This window comes from Chromohalobacter sp. 48-RD10, from assembly GCF_029889785.1.
Lineage (GTDB): Bacteria > Pseudomonadota > Gammaproteobacteria > Pseudomonadales > Halomonadaceae > Chromohalobacter.
Genome location: NZ_JARANX010000028.1, coordinates 1 through 16,533, shown reverse-complemented (window position 1 = coordinate 16,533; position 16,533 = coordinate 1). Strand labels below are relative to the sequence as shown.

Genomic DNA, 16,533 nt, shown 5'->3' with positions numbered 1-16,533 from the left:
AAACCCTGGACTGGCGAACGCCACTGGAAGTCTACGCCGAGGTGCTCAAGAAATCGGTCGAAGGTCCGAGCATCCTTCAATAGCGTTGCACTTGGAACTTGAGACCGCCGTGGTTAACTTCGATGGGGATGCCTATGTCACAGATGAAAAGAACCGGGGGCGGCAAGAGACTCGCCACCACATTTTCAGTAGCTTAGCTACGAGTATTCAGGGTTAAAAACGGTGGGTGTAGTCATGAGCTTCCGCCATGAAGGTGATGAAGCCCTAGAGGCGCCGATGATCCGTTACTGCATCAGCTCAGCTGAGCTTAGCGCCTAAAAGAAGCTTGTCGAAGCGGCCGGCCCGCCAGCATTGGTTTGTCGAGAAGACGCTCCATTGATCCCTGGATGTCGATCACCGCGAAGATGCCTGCAAAATCCACCGCGGACAGGCGGCGAAAACAGGAGAAAGCGGCGCTGGATAAGACCTATCTGGCAGACATTCTCGCGGTGTAGGTTTTTTCATGCGTTTTCCCTGGACTGCTTAACCGCAGAATCTGAGTGCGTATTTTTCGTTTGACCACCTTTGTCATGGGGTGAACCGCCTGATCGACGACTATGGTGCTGGTTACACGATTAATTTTGAATAAGCACTTTGCCATGGATGGCAAGATATTGCGTGGCTCGTACCAATAGGGGAGGCTCAAGGTATTGAGCCTCCAAGAAAATCTAAAAATTGACACGCCGAGTGCGTAAATCGCCCATGCTTATACCTGTAGAGGCTGAGTAGAAAAATCTTTCAGTCTACTCGACTTCAACGAGCACAGGATCTCAGGTGTTCGAGCACCAGACAATAAAGTGAGGGTTGATGTGTTCCTCCGGTGCGGCGTAGCTAAGTATGTAGCCTTCTAACGTTTCCACACGTCCCCCGGCCTGTTCGACGACGGCCTGGGCGGCCCCGGTATCCCATAGGCAGGTGGGGCCCAGGCGAGGATAGGTGTCGGCGGCACCTTCGGCGACCAGGCAGAGTTTCAGGGAGCTGCCCATCGGTACCATGTCGTGGCTTCCCAGTTGCTCCAGCCACTCGGCGAGATCGGGGCTAGGGTGAGAGCGGCTACCCACCACCCGCCAGGTAGCGCCTTCGGCAGGGCGGCCGGACACGCGGATCGGCTGACGCTGACCGCTAGCCTCTACCTTGAAGGCGCCTAGGCCCTCGGCGGCGAGGTACGCCACGTCCAGCGCCGGGGCGACAACCACACCGAGCAGCGGCTTGCCGTTTTCGATCAGTGCGATGTTCACGGTGAACTCGCCGTTGCGCTTGATGAACTCTTTGGTACCGTCCAGCGGATCGACCAGCCAGTAGCGACCCTGGGCGTCGGGACCGGTAAACGCCTCGCCATCTTCCTCGGAGAGCACCGGGATTGCATCAGGCAGGGCATTCAACCCCGACACGATGACTTCATGTGCGGCTTGATCGGCTTCGGTGAGGGGGCTCTTGTCTTCCTTCTCTTCGATCGTGAAATCACGAAAATAGACGTGCATGACCGCGCGACCGGCATCCTGTGCGATGCGGTAAACCTGCTCGAGTAGGGTGGTTGTTACTGTCGACATGTGATGGTCCGTATCCGGTGGGAGTCCGTGGTCTCTTGCAGTGAGGGCTGTCGCTGGTTGGCAGAGCTTTGGGCCCTGCCAACTAGGCCAGGCGAGTGGCAGTAGCCACCGCCTGGCACTTTTTTGGAGATGTCATCAAGTAATCAGAGAGCGCTCGCGGAGCTGCTCGATGATGGCGTCGGCAGCCTCTTCGGTGCTCATTTCTGCTGCCTTGAGGTGAAGATCCGGCGCCTCGGGCGCTTCATAGGCAGAGTCGATGCCGGTGAAGTTCTTCAGTTCGCCGCGTCGAGCTTTCTTATAGAGGCCCTTGGGATCACGATCCTCCGCAACATCCAGTGGGGTATCGACGAAGATCTCGATGAACTCGCCTTCGGTTACGAGATCCCGAGCCATCTGGCGCTCACTCCGGAAGGGGGAGATAAAGGCCGTCAGTACGATCAGGCCGGCATCAACCATCAGCTTGGCGGTCTCGCCGACACGGCGAATATTTTCGACGCGGTCGGCATCGGTGAAGCCCAGGTCGCGATTGAGGCCATGGCGAACGTTGTCACCGTCCAGCAAGTACGTGTGCTGGCCGGCGGCATGCAGCTTCTTCTCTACCAGGTTAGCGATGGTGGACTTGCCGGCTCCCGAGAGGCCGGTAAACCACAATACGGCGGGTTTCTGGCCTTTCGCCAAGGCGCGTGCCTGCTTATCGACATCCACGTGCTGCATATGGATGTTCTGGCTGCGGCGCAGGGCGAAGTGCAACATGCCAGCGCTGGCGGTGTTATTGGTCATCCTATCGATGAGAATGAAGCCGCCAGTATCCGGGTGTTCCTGATAAGGGTCGAAAGCAACCGGACGATTAAGGCTCAAGGTGCATACGCCGATGGCATTGAGGTCCAGCTGCTTGCCGGCGGTATGCTCAAGAGTATTGACGTTAATCTGATACTTGATATCGGTAACGGTGGCCGAAACGGTTTGGGTGCCCAGTTTCATCAGGTAGGGACGGCCCGGCAGCAGCGGTTGTTCATGCATCCAGACCAGGGTGGTCTCGAACTGATCGGCGGTTTGGGCCGGTTGCTCGATCCCAGAAATTACATCACCGCGAGAAATATCGATTTCATCGTTCAGCAGCAGCGTGATGGACTGGCCAGCCACCGCTTCTTCCAGGTCTCCATCGAAGGTATAGATCCGCTTGACGGTGCTGTGCTTGCCCGATGGTTGTACGCGAATCGCGTCGCCAGTCTTGATGGAGCCACTGCCGATCATGCCGCTGAAACCGCGGAAGTCCAGGTTGGGGCGATTAACCCACTGCACCGGCATGCGGAAAGGCGTGCGTTGCAGGTGGTCTTCGTCAACCTCCACGGTCTCCAGGTAGGCCATCAGGGTCGGGCCGTGATACCAGGGCATGTGGTGGCCGTGCTCGATGACGTTGTCGCCCTTAAGCGCCGACATCGGGATGAAGGTGATCTTTTCGAGCCCCACCTGTTTGGCAAACTCGCGATACTCCTCGACCAGCTCGTCGAAGCGCGCTTGCGAATAGTCCACCAGATCCATCTTGTTGATCGCGACCACGACATGCCGCATCCCGATCAGCGACATCAGGAAGCTGTGGCGGCGGGTCTGGGTGAGGATGCCGTGACGGGCATCGACCATCAGGATCGCGGCATCGGCGGTGGAGGCCCCGGTCACCATGTTGCGGGTGTACTGCTCGTGCCCGGGGGTATCGGCAACGATAAACTTTCGCTTGTCGGTTGAGAAGAAGCGATAGGCCACATCAATGGTGATGCCTTGTTCGCGCTCGGCGGCCAGGCCGTCCACCAGCAGGGCGAAATCCATGTCACCACCCTGGGTGCCATACTTGCGCGAGTCGGCTTCGATGGCGGCCAGTTGATCCTCGAAGAGCAGCTTGGATTCGAAGAGCAGGCGCCCAATCAGCGTGCTTTTGCCGTCATCCACGCTGCCACAGGTGATAAAGCGCAGCAGGCCCTTGTGCTCGTGCGACTTGAGGTAACCCTCGATGTCACCGGCGATCATGTCGGAGGCGTGTGCCATCAGAAGTACCCCTCTTGCTTTTTCTTTTCCATGGACGCAGCGCTGTCATGATCGATGACACGACCCTGGCGTTCGGATGTCTTAGTGAGCAACATTTCCTGGATGATCGCCGGCAAGGTGTCAGCCTCGGATTCCACCGCGCCGGTCAGCGGGTAGCAGCCCAATGTACGGAAGCGGACCTTGCGCATCATGGGGACTTCGCCCGGCTCTAGGGGCAGGCGCTCGTCGTCGACCATGATCAGGGCGCCGTCGCGTTCTACCACGGGGCGTTCGGCGGAGTAGTAGAGGGGAACGATGGGGATGTTCTGCAAGTGGATGTACTGCCAGATATCCAGCTCGGTCCAGTTGGAAAGCGGGAAGACCCGGATCGACTCTCCCTTGTGCTTAAAGGTGTTGAAGACCCTCCACAGCTCGGGCCGTTGGTTCTTGGGATCCCAGCGATGCTGCGCGGTGCGGAACGAGAAGACGCGCTCCTTGGCGCGAGATTTTTCTTCATCACGACGTGCCCCGCCGAAGGCGGCGTCGAAGCCGTACTTGTCCATGGCCTGCTTCAATCCCTCGGTCTTCATCACGTTGGTGTGAATCGCCGAGCCGTGGGTAAAGGGATTGATGTCCTTCTCGATGCCTTCCGGATTGATGTGCACCAGCAGGTCCATTCCCGCTTCCTCGGCCATGCGATCACGAAACTCGTACATGGCTCGGAACTTCCACCGGGTGTCGACGTGAAGAAGAGGGAAGGGGGGAGGAGAAGGGGCAAAGGCCTTGCGCGCTAGGTGAAGCATCACAGCGCTATCCTTGCCAACGGAATAGAGCATCACCGGGTTCTCGGTCTCGGCGACCACCTCGCGCATGATCTGGATGCTCTCGGCTTCGAGGCGTTGGAGATGGGTGAGTGTCGTCATCGTCATTCCATGTGATGGGAAAAGATAAGCAGTCTGCTCAGTCGTGTTCAGTGGCTGCTGCCAGGTTACTATCGGGTGGTACGTCTAGCAGATAGAAGTCGGAATGCCTGTCAAGCCAATCGGCGATATCCGCACTGGCTCGAAAGTAGGCGCCGTGGAAGACCAGCGAGGCCGGGCCCTGCCCCGATAGACGCTCGAACAGCGCTATATAGTCGCTGGCCTTGGGCGGCTGAATGAAACAGCGGATATAGAGGACATCGCGTTTGCCGTGCACGTACAGGTGGTAGCGACGGGCATGGCTGTCGTCAGTCGAGCCGATGGCGCGCACGCCTCCGAGCCAGTTGTAGCCTCCGAGAGCTCGAACCTGATTGAGGATCGGCTGTACCTGTTGCCGAAGCCATCGACCTTCACGAGAACGCGACGTCTTAGGCTCCAATGAGAGCGGGCGCGGCTTTAGGTGGTGTGCCAACAGCCAATGCTCCAGGGCGCGAGGCGATACCTTTTGCCCCGTATCTTCATTGATTGCCTCGGACAGTGCGCGACTGGTCCAGCCGGGTTTGCCATTAGCAGGCCAACCGGAAAGCCGTTGCCAGAGAAGGCGAGTTTCTTGCTCCCCCAAACGGTGAGCATCACCCTTCTGTCGACCTCGGGGCCGGACCGGAACCGCTGACCAGCCGCCTTGCCGAAAGGCCTTCCAGGCGGCCGAGATCGTGGGAGCGGACAACCCGGACCGTCTCGCCGTTTCTGCGACCGTAAGGCCATCCAGGCGTAGTCGGACGGCCTCCATGCGGCGCTGATTGAGCGCTTCGGGCGATAAATGTTTAGCGCTCATATTCGGCATCAAGGCATTGAAATAAAAGAAAAATAATATTTATATCAGTATTGGGTCTTCATGCTGGATCGACGTCATCATAAAAGGCCACGTACAATCCCTCAAGTTTCCTTCAGCCTTCAGGGATGAATCTGATGACAGCGTGGGTGGTGCTATTTTCCCTTGCGGGTCTATTGGTGTTGCTTATGACGGGGTGGGTGCGCCCTGGTGTCGCATTTGTCAGCTTGGCGGGCGCTTATTTGCTCACCGGGTTGGTGGATACCACCGTACTGCTTCGCCAATACGCCAACCCTGCATTGGCGACGTTGGTATTGCTATTGCTCGTCTCGTTGGCGTTGGAGCGCTCCATGCTGCTCGACTGGGTTTCGCAGCAACTGCTGCGAGGGCGGCCTGGCAAAGCCACGGTTAAGCTGATGAGTGTCAGCGCCGTCCTGTCGGCTTTTCTCAATAACACGGCGGTCGTCGCAAGCTTCCTGGGTACAATTTCTCGTCAGCGTCACATTGCCCCATCTCGGCTGCTGATTCCGTTGTCATATGCTTCCATTCTCGGGGGGATGACTACGCTCGTGGGAACCTCGACGAATTTGGTGGTGAACTCTTTCGCCATGGGGACTGCGGGAATCGAGCTGGGCATGTTTCAGTTCAGCCTGGTGGGCGTGCCCGTCGCTCTGCTCACGTTTGGCGTGCTGATATGGCGGGCGCGTTCGTTGCCGTATCACAATCCTGAAGAGACGGAAGACAAACTATCCTATTTCCTGGCGGCTGATCTGGAGCCAGGTTCCGAGTTGATTGGAAAGAGCATTGAAGCCAATGGGCTGCGCAGCCTGGACGGCCTCTACCTGCTCGAGATTGAGCGCCAAGGGAGGCTGATCAGTCCGGTGGGTCCCGAAGAGTTGATCCAGGAAGGGGATACCCTGGTGTTCACCGGCGCGGTGAACAAGGTTCAGGCGCTTCAGCGATTCCCTGGTCTTAAGCTGTTTGGTCATCAGGCCGACGATCTGCTGGCAACCAACTTGGTCGAAGTGGTGGTGTCACATGAGTCGGAGCTGTCGGGGCGTACGTTGCAGGAGGTCGATTTCCGTAGCATGTTTAATGCGGGCGTCGTGGGTATTCGTCGTGGCGGAAAACGGCTGGAGGGACAGTTGGGGCAGATTCCGTTGCGCGTAGGGGACTGCCTATTGATGGCGGTGGGAAGTGACTTTCATCAGCATCGCAATCTCGATCGGAACTTCCACTTATTAAGCGGTAGCCTGACCCGGCCGCGGCTGAGCAACTGGGAAAGCGGTCTGACGTTGGCGGGCTTTACGAGTGCTATCGGATTATCGGCGTTTGAGATTCTGCCTCTATTCCATGGCTTGCTACTCATGATGGGGGGGTTGTTGCTGGGGCGAGTGCTGAGTCCCGCGGAGCTCCGTCGTCGTTTTCCCTTTGAGCTCTGGATGATCATCGGTTCCGCGCTGGCCATTGCCCAAGGCTTGGAGACATCTGGCGCCGCGGACCTGCTCGCCGAGGGGATGCAAGCCATTTTTAATGGGCATGGCGTCTATGGGGCCTTCATCGGCTGCTATCTCTTGACCTTGTTGCTGACCGAGACGGTCACCAATAACGCGGCCGCAGCCCTAGCCTTCCCGGTGGCCTGGACCACTGCGCAGGCTTTCGGTGTCGACCCGCTGCCTTTCATCATGGTTGTGGCCTACGGGGCCAGTGCCTGCTTCCTGATCCCCTATGGGTATCAGACGCATTTGATGGTCTATTCGCCAGGGCGCTATAACCTAGGCGATTTCCTGCGCGTGGGGCTGCCGGTCAGTGTCACCTACTCGGTTGGTGTGCTCGCGCTAACGCCGGTCGTGTTTCCATTCTAAAAAATGTTGAACGCGTTGCTCTTGTGGCACCGGGGAAATACCGAAGCCAGCCAAAGATTAGAATGTCTAATAATGCCGGCTTATGGGTGGTGACTCTTTTAAACAACGCTTTATAAGCTCAAAGAGAGCGCTTCACAGCTCGGCAAAATGCCGAGCTGTGAGCTTTTTGTCGCTTTCAGCCGTGAAGCCGTTGGAGCTTGGTGTGTAGAATGGAACTCCAGCTCCCTACCATGATAAGAGCGATGGTCTGAGGGCCTGTCTCTCAGCGCCGGGGCGAGGGGCCAGCATGGCACATAGCGTACGACATCCTGATAACAAGAGCGTTCGATACGCCACAAGCACATCTTAAGGGAATAGGAAGAGGGATAGCGTGAAGATCACAATCTTTGGTACAGGGTACGTAGGCCTAGTCACCGGCACCTGTCTGGCCGATGTGGGCCATGACGTCATGTGTATGGATGTGGATGCCGACAAGATCGCACGTCTTCATCAGGGGGATATTCCGATCTATGAGCCGGGCCTTGAGGCGATGGTATCCACCAACGTGGCGTCGGGTCGGCTGCGCTTCACCACGGACGCGGCCACGGCTGTGGCACATGGGGAATTGCAGTTCATTGCCGTTGGCACACCGCCGGACGAAGATGGCAGTGCCGATCTTAAGTACGTGCTGGCGGTGGCCAAGACCATTGGCGAGCACATGAACGAGTCCAAGATCATCATCGATAAGTCCACCGTGCCGGTGGGAACGGCCGACCGTGTCCGCGATGCCATCGCCAGTACCTTGGCTGAGCGGGGCCTGGAGCTCGACTTCGATGTCTGCTCGAATCCGGAGTTTCTCAAGGAAGGCGCGGCCATCGAAGACTTTAGCGGCGGCGCCCGCATCGTGGTGGGGACCGACGCCGAACACGTCAAGACCCGGATGCGTGAATGCTACGCCCCCTATAATCGCAACCATGAAAAGATGATATTCATGGATGTGCGGGCCGCTGAACTGACCAAGTACGCCGCCAACGCCATGCTGGCGACCAAGATCAGCTTCATGAATGAGATCGCCAATCTGGCCGAGCGGCTGGGCGCCGATGTCGAGCAGGTACGCCAGGGCATCGGTAGCGACCCGCGCATTGGCTATCATTTCATCTACCCGGGATGTGGTTACGGCGGCTCCTGCTTCCCAAAGGACGTCCAGGCACTGGCCCGCACCGCCCGTGAGGTCGACTACCCGGCTGATCTTCTCCATGCCGTCGAGACTGTCAACCGTCGTCAGAAGAGCACCCTGTTTGCCAAACTCAGCCAGGCCTTCGACGGTGACCTGGCCGGCAAGACCATCGCCCTGTGGGGGCTGTCATTCAAGCCCAACACCGATGACATGCGCGACGCTCCGAGCCGCGACGTCATGGAAGCGCTGTGGGCCGCTGGTGCCAGGGTTCAGGCCTATGATCCGGAGGCCATGAAGGAGTGTCGGCGCATCTATGGAGATCGCGATGACCTCGTCCTGGTCGCCGATCGCATTCAGGCGGTGAAGGGCGCCGATGCGTTGGTCATTTGCACCGAGTGGAAGGAGTTTCGTATTCTTGATTTCAATTGGCTCAAGGCACAGCTCACCATGCCGGTGGTGGTCGATGGTCGTAACCTGTTCTCGCCGAAGGCCGTCAAGGATGCTGGCCTGATGTACTATGCAGTTGGACGCGGAGAGTCAATAAAGGCATGGAAGTGACACAATCGTACGAACGTCGCCACTCGCGGTGGTATGAGCAATTCCTGCTGGGCCTGCCTTTTCAACTGCTGGTGGGGCTACCGCTGGTGATTGCTCTTCCAGCGCTTGAGCGTTGGGGTTGGGGGTTCTGGCAAGTAATGCCTGATCATCGAGCCAATACCATTGCGGCCATTGGCCTGGCCTTTGTGGCCATTATGTTTTGCTTGCGTCGCTTCTCACGTTTTCCTGGCGTTCAGGTTGCGGCCTATATTGCCCCGACCGTCAGCTTGGCGTTTTTGGTGGTGGTAGCCATCCTCTTCTTTACGAGGGAAGACTACACGCGCCAGGTATTGTTTACGGGCTATTTAGCCTCGCTAATCTGGTTTTTTGCTGGCTACTTCATCGGAAGACGTTATCGGCGTTTGAAGATCGCGGTGGTACCGGTGGGGCAGGCGTTAAAGTTGCAGCCTTCACCTCATGTCGAGCTTCGCCAGCTGCGCGCACCGGAGCCAGATGGTACGCGATATGATGCCATCGTGGCCGACCTGAGAAGTGATAGCCTTGGCGCAGAATGGGAAAAGTTCCTAGCGGAATGCACGCTTTGCCGTATTCCGGTGTACCACGTTCGCCAAATGCAGGAGTCGATTAGCGGTCGAGTGCGTATTGATCATCTCTCGGAAAATGAGTTTGGCTCGTTGATGCCGTCTGCCATGTATGCAGGCGTCAAGCGCTGCTTCGATATCTTCGGGGCGCTGTTGCTGCTCCCTATTCTGACACCCATCATGCTTGTGACTGCTTTGGCAATCAGGAAAGACAGCCCCGGGCCTGCGTTGTTTTTGCAGCAACGCATGGGCTATCGCGGCAACCCGTTCAAGGTATTCAAGTTTCGCAGTATGTATATAGATCAGCGTGGCAAAGGCTTCACCGATGGTGATGACGATCCGCGTATTACGCGGGTCGGCAGGGTGATCCGCAAATATCGCCTGGATGAGCTGCCCCAGTTGTTCAATGTGCTGAAAGGCGAGATGAGCTTTATCGGACCGCGGCCGGAATCCATGCAGCTTTCGGAATGGTACGAACGTGACGTACCTTTTTTTCGCTATCGCCATGTGGTGAGGCCGGGAATCTCTGGCTGGGCCCAAGTCGAGCAGGGATACGCGGCTGAGGTTGATGGAATGATCACAAAGCTGCAATACGACTTTTACTACATTAAGCACTTCTCGCTTTGGTTAGATATCTTGGTACTGTTCAAGACAATAAAAACGATCTTTACAGGGCATGGTGCTAGGTAATTCATAGCTTGATTATATAAGGACTGTTTTCATGTCCATTCTGGTGACTGGCGGCGCCGGCTATATCGGCTCCCATATGGTGCTTTCACTACTGGAGCATCAGCATGATGTAGTGGTGCTGGATAATCTGGCGAATTCTTCTCCTGAGGCACTACGTCGAGTAGAAAGTATTACTGGCAATTCTGTGACTTTTGTCGAAGGCGATATCCGTGATCGTGCATTGCTAGATCGGCTATTTTCTGAGCATGACATCTCAGATGTACTGCACTTCGCTGGCCTGAAAGCGGTGGGGCAAAGTGTCGAGCAACCTCTCCGTTACTTCGAAAATAATGTCAGTGGTACCTTGACCTTATGCCAGGCCATGGACGCTGCGGGGGTTAGACGGCTGGTCTTCAGTTCTTCGGCCACCGTGTATGGCGAGGTGGCAACGATGCCCATACACGAAGGATTGCCCACCGGCACGCCAACCAATCCCTATGGTCGTTCCAAGCTAATGGTGGAAGAGGTGCTGAAGGATCTTGCCAAGGCAGATTCTCGTTGGTCGATTGCACTGTTGCGTTACTTCAATCCGGTTGGAGCTCATGAAAGTGGCTTGATCGGAGAAGACCCTAACGATATTCCTAACAACCTTGTTCCGTTCATTTCGCAGGTCGCTATCGGTCGACGTGATGAGCTTTCTGTTTATGGCAACGACTACTCGACGCCGGATGGTACTGGCGTCCGTGATTATATTCATGTGAGTGATTTGGTGGATGGTCATCTATGTGCCATGCAGGCCATTGCTCGGCAGTCTGGGATCGGCATCTGGAACTTGGGAACAGGGCAAGGATATTCCGTTCTCAACATGGTCCAGGCTTTTGAGGTGGCTTCAGGTTGTAACGTTCCATATCGCATTGCTCCTCGTCGGGAAGGTGATATTGCTGAGTGCTGGGCTGATCCCTCCAAGGCTGAGCGTGAATTAGGATGGAAAGCGCAAAGAGACCTTGATGCCATGATGAAGGATACATGGCGATGGCAGGAGCAGAACCCGCAGGGTTACGGCTCATAGTGAGCCTTGAGTTCATACCATTATTTCAGTAGCCCGGCCTTGGCGCCGGGCTACTGCGTTTTGGAGCTTAACCACTCCAGTTAAAAGAAATCACCGGCACTGTCTTCGAATTCATCGGCAATGCGAATATAGCGTTCGAAGGTATTCTGACTACGATGCCCACTGACCCGTTTGATTTGAATATCGCTTTTGCCCCGCAAATGCGCCTCAGTGATGAATCCTGCACGAAAGCTGTGCGGCGAATAGCCTTTCTCCAACAACCCCGCCTTCTCAAGACCCTGCTTCATCCGCAGGTATACGGTATGATCGGACAAGCGCCCCGAGGAGAGTCGGCCCTTGCTGCTAATACCTCGAAAGACAGCCTTGCGTTTGATACCTGATGCCCTGAGCCATTTCTCGAGCAGGGCGACGGCGCAATAGCGAGTGCCACTCGGTGCTCGCATGATGCTCTTGGTTTCGATTCTGCCACCTTGGTTGGTCTTGCTCTGGTGAAGCGTGATGGTAATGCCTTGCGAGCGCCATTCAATATCGTCAAGTTCCATGGCAACGATCTCGCTGCGGCGAAAGGCACCATAGAAGCAAAGGGCGAACAGGGCGCTGTCTCTCAGGCCATGGAGCGAATGTCGGTCTAGTGCATCGAGAAGTGTATGAAGCTCGCGTAGCCGCAGGGCAGGCGCTGAAGCCTGTCGGCGATCGCGTGTTTTGTTGATTCCCCGCAAGACGCTTCTCACGGCCATGGTCTTAACCGGAGACGGCAGGTTCATATAGCGGTGCCACATGTGCAACGAGTTGGCATAGCGCGAAAGAGTGGCCGGCTTTTTGCCCAATGCATTCTGGCTGGAAAGATAGTTGGCAATTTGCGTCTCGGTGGCCGGCAGTTGGCCCCCCGATTGACGATAAACCCGCAGGTCGGCGCGCATGGCACGTACGGTGTTGGGCGACACACTTTCCGCCAGCAACCGTCGTGCTTCCGAGGTCAGCCCTTCAGGATGGGCGGTTACACTTTTCATGTCGCTGGCTGTGTAAGGGTTAGTCGTCTGATGTTGCGGTGATGTCCGTTTCATATTGACCCCTGTTGCTACTACCTGCTTATTCGATGACGTCGCTTCTCCCTCATGCATGGCAGGCATGGGGATTAACCTTTAGCCCGGCTGATTCCCGTGCGCCTGACGCCCATGACGGATACCTGCTGCTGACTACATCAGGAGGTACCCGGTCGAACGCGGCACGGGATGGCCCTTGCTAAGACGAGGGCAGCCGGAGGGCTACGAGCCGGGCGATAAAGGCCTGTGAGAAGGCCAGGTCAGGATCTGTCGCGATGGCGTGGTTGCCATCACCGCCCATACTGAGCTGCACCTCGGGTGAACTCGGATTGGCCGTTATCTCGGGGTTGGCGTAGACGTTATCGTTTTCACTCACGGCTGGAAGGTCTGAGGCATCGGGCTCATCGTCAGGGAGATGGCCAGGATGATCCCGCCTTGCGTCGGTCCCGTGAGCCGCCTGACTCAGCGTGACCGAGGCCAGATCATCTGGCAGATCATCCGTGATACGGCGGGCATAACGGCGCAGGTAAGGTTCGTTGAGCGCATAGAGGTAGCAGTCGGCATCATCGATGTCTTCTCGGCGAATGATGCGTCCCAGCACCTGACGAAAATATTGCTCAGTGCGGACGTGACTCAAGTAACAGCAGACGCGCAGGCGGGGGATATCGACGCCCTCGCTGACCATGCCAACCGATACGATCCAAGGGGTCTGGGCGTCTCGAAAGGCATTGAGTCGTGCATGGGCATTCGGTGACTTGCTGGTGACCAGACACACGGTTTGGCCAAGGTCTTCCAGGTGCTCCGCGAGGTCTTCGGCATGTGTAATGTCTGACGCGACCACCAACCCCGCCGCATCGGGATCGTGCTGACGCAACTGCGCCAGCCGCTGGCAACCCAGAGACAGCACATGCGCCAGCGGTTCGGTGTGCCTGAGCAATGCCGAGTAACTGACGGCTGGGTGACGCAGGAGGTGAGGGATGCTGGCGTAGTGATGCGTCGCCCGTTGCTGCTCTTTGGGCTGAAACGTCGATAGCTGAATATCGCGATTGTCGATCAAATGGACACGTGGATAGCGGCAAACCCGATCCACAATTGCCTCTTGCAACGAGTAGACGAAATCCGGCACCAGCTGATGTTGCTGCGTGGCTGTACCCTGGTCATCTTCTGAAGGGCCATCGTCTCGAGTGCTCTCCATATAGCGAAGCAACGGCAGACAGCTACCATCCGAGCGCCATGGTGTACCCGAGAGCGCCAAGGTAAAACGCACTAGCCTTTCCAGTGCCAGCAACCCCAGTCCCCACTGGTTGGCACCGGTCATGTTGCCCGTATGACTGGCCGCATGGTGACTTTCATCCCAGACCAACAGCACGCGTCCCTGCTGGCTGAGCTGTTGAAGCTCAGTCAGGCGATGATGCAAGGCATGGTAGGTAAAGGCCGCCCCGGCCGCGCCCAGACGTCCGTGCATGGCCCGGCCTGTTATCTGCTCGAAGATGACCTGGGCACGCTCGACCACCGCAGTGGTGGGACCCAGGTAAATCACCAGGTCGATGGCATCGCTTTGCATGAGTTCATCGGCGAGTACCGCCGCCATCAGCATCTTGCCAGCCCCCGGCGTCGCCTGACATAGAAAGTGGGGGTGGGTATCCGACAAGGTCTGCAAGGCCTGTTCGATACAACGTGCCTGCCAAGGCCGCAGTGCTGGGCAATCGGTCAATGGCAGTAGCCGGTTGGTTTTTCTGATGGTCATGATGTTGCCTCCTCACCGATCTGCTGACGTAGGGTCACGACGGCATCCAGCGCCCCTTTGGCCTCGCTGCCGCGTTGGCAGGCCGCTTGATGCAGCGGCTCAATCACCGCGCGTTGGTCCGGATACTGCTGCAGGATGTAGGCGTAGTGGCTCGCTTCACCCAGCGCGGCTTGCATATCAAGCTTGAGGCGATGGCATTCCTGGTTCAGAAACTCGCCAAAGGGCAGCGCTGATGCGGGTTGGGCGGCATCAAAAGGCGCCTGTGTCTCGGGATCACCAGAGGCAGGCACATGATCATCAGGGCAGGCCGCAGGCTCGAGCACGAAGACGGGGCGACGCTTGCCCTGAAAATCCACCTGATGGGCCAGTCCCTGCTGTTGCAGCGACTTGATTCGATCACGGATGCGGTAGCGCAAGGACTTGGGGCAAGTACGGGCCAGCTCTGGCAGCTTGATCAACCGGTCACGCCATTCACAGACCGTGAAACGCTCGCCGCTTGTGGCATAGTCAGCGATGAGCCTGTCCAGCTGCACACTGATACGCGTGCCAATCGAAATGGCGTGTTGTGTTTGTGGTGCCTGGGGCACAGAGGGAGGGAGCGCGCTCATGATGTAACCTCCCAGAGGGCATCATTGCCTTCCTGGTCGGCGAGCAGGGCCAGCGCATGGGCCTTGCGCATATGGGCGTGATAGCGCCGGTAGCGGACGGATTCACTGCAGTTGGAAGCCAGAGCCGACATGGCCATGGCGCGATGAGCGGCAGCACGCGCACGGCGATCGCTGCGATGAGGAAGCACAGTCAACTTGACCATGGGTAAAGCTCCTAGAGTTGAGGAGCCGTCCCCGCTGTCGCCAAACAGTGATGGGGGCGGCCGTACGCAGGTTGGCGAACCGGCACTCTAGGAAACCGGCAGACCCGAAGGTCTCCCACGCACGACCGCCATAACGCATGGCGGACACAAAAAAAGCGCCAACCATGGTAGGGCGCTTGTGCGCCTAGAAGTGTTCGGGTCGCCAAACCCGGTCGAGTATTTTGACTCGACAGAAGTAATCTAGCAGGTCGGGTATCTGCGGTAAAGCATTCGCTAACGGTGAGCATGGATTGAGTTGCGAAGGGGGCTCATTGTTCAGACCACTTGACAGGTCATATCAGCTGGGACGGGGCTTCATCGCCGCTAGGCCTTTTCTTCAATGTTGTAGGGTTAGAATGAGACAGGTTCAGAACACCTCTGAATAGGCCTGAACAATAATCTCGGCGACCACATTTATCACCTTGGGCACGACCGAACCGTTCCACAGCGTTTGGTCAATGAAGTAGAAGGCGACCGCCAGGAACAAGAGAGGAAGGAAGTTTCTGAGCGTGTAGGTGACGACAAGCCCAGTTACCAATACGAGCATGGCGCCGAGACCTGCGTACTCTATCGAGCCGCCAGAGCTCATATAAGAGGCTGCGCCGCCAACGAATGCCAATATCAAAAGGATGGCTTGTACCGATCTCGGTAGAGGTATACTCCGGCCACGTCGCCCGGGGTACCTGGACCCTCCGATACCCGTCGACGAGCGGTAGGGATCTCTGCCAGAACCACTGCAATAAATGCAGACATGATTGTTCCGATCGAAGCCGCTACCGCCGCAAATTTCGCATAAGCTAGTCGACATGTTGCTAGCCTCCGGCGAAAAACGCCATATAAAAGAAGCTCACGCCAGTCGTCTTTCGCGCAAGTGATGAGACCTGGCTCAGTACTCTCTGGCCGCAGACCCTGGGTTCAGGGGATCTGCCTGCCACTAGTTCGGCTGGCCAAGGAAAACAGACGTAAGATCTGCGCTTGGTCTTGGATATCGCCTTTCAGTGAATGTTTTAGTCGAACAATTTTCTCAGACATGAAGCAGGGGGTATTTGCTCGGTTTTGATGCCCGGGTTTTCGAGTACCAGTATAAATGTCTCCGATTAAATAAAAATCTGTTAGGACTATACAAGAGTGTAAAAATCTCCGGCTCGCAAATGTCTCACTAAAAACTTCTGAAGTGATGATGCGTCATTCGCTTGCCGGAGAGTGTGGTTGATCAACAGCAGGGAAGGCGGTTTCTTAACGCTGTCACAAATGATTCGCAGCGACCTCTCGGAACTGCCCAGTTTCCTGAATGGATTTCAGGCCCTTATCAATCCGACGAAGGATGATGCGAGTTTGCGGGTTGGTCCGCATTCCGACCGCGTGAAGGGTTTGAATCGTGGATAGATCGATCACCTCGGCGGTACGCTCTTCCATCTCAAGGCTCTGGATGATGCGATCAGACGTGTCACTATTGACTGAGACAAGGTCCACTTCCTTAGCGGCCAACATCTCGAAGCAGTCCTCTGGGGAGGTGGGTTTGACGGGCTCTTCGTCGTTGGGTGTGGAATTCGCCCCCTGAGCTAGGTCAGGATATGACCTCCACTTGGACAGGAGGCATGGCATGGACGGCACCCAGATTTTGACCCTCGGCCT

At 56.9% G+C, this 16,533-nt stretch carries 14 protein-coding genes; 4 read left to right on the top strand and 10 right to left on the bottom strand.

Annotated elements, in window-relative coordinates; genetic code table 11:
• Nucleotides 1-809 precede the first annotated feature (809 nt).
• The 4 genes from cysQ to OP496_RS15445 all read right to left on the bottom strand — a co-directional run bounded on the left by cysQ (nt 810) and on the right by OP496_RS15445 (nt 5,363).
• Complete coding sequence (cysQ, locus tag OP496_RS15460) at nt 810-1,589, bottom strand: 3'(2'),5'-bisphosphate nucleotidase CysQ (protein WP_280564673.1); 780 nt, start codon at nt 1,587-1,589, stop codon at nt 810-812.
• A gap of 135 nt (nt 1,590-1,724) precedes the next feature.
• The gene (cysN, locus tag OP496_RS15455) at nt 1,725-3,629 is read right to left on the bottom strand and encodes a sulfate adenylyltransferase subunit CysN (protein WP_280564671.1); all 1,905 of its coding nucleotides are present in this window, start codon (nt 3,627-3,629) and stop codon (nt 1,725-1,727) included.
• The gene (gene cysD, locus OP496_RS15450; RefSeq protein ID WP_280564669.1) at nt 3,629-4,531 is read right to left on the bottom strand and encodes a sulfate adenylyltransferase subunit CysD; all 903 of its coding nucleotides are present in this window, start codon (nt 4,529-4,531) and stop codon (nt 3,629-3,631) included. The genes cysN and cysD overlap by 1 nt, the downstream gene beginning before the upstream one ends.
• Before the next feature lie 37 nt (nt 4,532-4,568).
• Nucleotides 4,569-5,363, bottom strand: a complete 795-nt coding sequence (locus OP496_RS15445; protein ID WP_280564667.1) for a helix-turn-helix domain-containing protein — start codon at nt 5,361-5,363, stop codon at nt 4,569-4,571.
• Nucleotides 5,364-5,488: 125 nt separating this feature from the next.
• Here OP496_RS15445 and OP496_RS15440 point away from each other — a divergent pair, with 125 nt between their 5' ends.
• The 4 genes from OP496_RS15440 to galE all read left to right on the top strand — a co-directional run bounded on the left by OP496_RS15440 (nt 5,489) and on the right by galE (nt 11,258).
• The gene (locus OP496_RS15440) at nt 5,489-7,225 is read left to right on the top strand and encodes an SLC13 family permease (RefSeq protein ID WP_348522016.1); all 1,737 of its coding nucleotides are present in this window, start codon (nt 5,489-5,491) and stop codon (nt 7,223-7,225) included.
• A 370-nt stretch (nt 7,226-7,595) separates the two neighbouring features.
• The gene (locus OP496_RS15435; protein ID WP_280564664.1) at nt 7,596-8,939 is read left to right on the top strand and encodes a UDP-glucose/GDP-mannose dehydrogenase family protein; all 1,344 of its coding nucleotides are present in this window, start codon (nt 7,596-7,598) and stop codon (nt 8,937-8,939) included.
• Nucleotides 8,930-10,210, top strand: a complete 1,281-nt coding sequence (locus tag OP496_RS15430; protein WP_280564662.1) for a sugar transferase — start codon at nt 8,930-8,932, stop codon at nt 10,208-10,210. Before OP496_RS15435 ends, OP496_RS15430 begins: the two co-directional genes overlap by 10 nt.
• Before the next feature lie 31 nt (nt 10,211-10,241).
• On the top strand, nt 10,242-11,258 hold the full coding sequence (gene galE / locus OP496_RS15425) for a UDP-glucose 4-epimerase GalE (RefSeq protein ID WP_280564661.1): 1,017 nt from the start codon (nt 10,242-10,244) through the stop codon (nt 11,256-11,258).
• An 80-nt stretch (nt 11,259-11,338) separates the two neighbouring features.
• Here the strand turns inward: galE and OP496_RS15420 are convergent, their stop codons facing one another.
• From OP496_RS15420 to OP496_RS15395, 6 genes are all read right to left on the bottom strand, one after another.
• Complete coding sequence (locus OP496_RS15420; protein ID WP_280564659.1) at nt 11,339-12,388, bottom strand: site-specific integrase; 1,050 nt, start codon at nt 12,386-12,388, stop codon at nt 11,339-11,341.
• A gap of 112 nt (nt 12,389-12,500) precedes the next feature.
• Entirely contained in the window at nt 12,501-14,048 is a 1,548-nt protein-coding gene (locus OP496_RS15415) for a DEAD/DEAH box helicase family protein (protein ID WP_280564658.1), read from the bottom strand.
• The gene (locus tag OP496_RS15410; protein WP_280564657.1) at nt 14,045-14,656 is read right to left on the bottom strand and encodes a hypothetical protein; all 612 of its coding nucleotides are present in this window, start codon (nt 14,654-14,656) and stop codon (nt 14,045-14,047) included. The genes OP496_RS15415 and OP496_RS15410 overlap by 4 nt, the downstream gene beginning before the upstream one ends.
• Nucleotides 14,653-14,859 carry a hypothetical protein gene (locus OP496_RS15405; RefSeq protein ID WP_280564655.1) on the bottom strand — a complete coding sequence of 69 codons (207 nt, stop codon included), beginning with the start codon at nt 14,857-14,859 and terminating at the stop codon, nt 14,653-14,655. The genes OP496_RS15410 and OP496_RS15405 overlap by 4 nt, the downstream gene beginning before the upstream one ends.
• 406 nt (nt 14,860-15,265) lie before the next feature.
• The gene (locus tag OP496_RS15400) at nt 15,266-15,445 is read right to left on the bottom strand and encodes a hypothetical protein (RefSeq protein WP_280564654.1); all 180 of its coding nucleotides are present in this window, start codon (nt 15,443-15,445) and stop codon (nt 15,266-15,268) included.
• Between the two features lie 698 nt (nt 15,446-16,143).
• A partial coding sequence (locus tag OP496_RS15395; protein WP_280564652.1) for a hypothetical protein occupies nt 16,144-16,533 on the bottom strand: 390 nt, incomplete at its 5' end.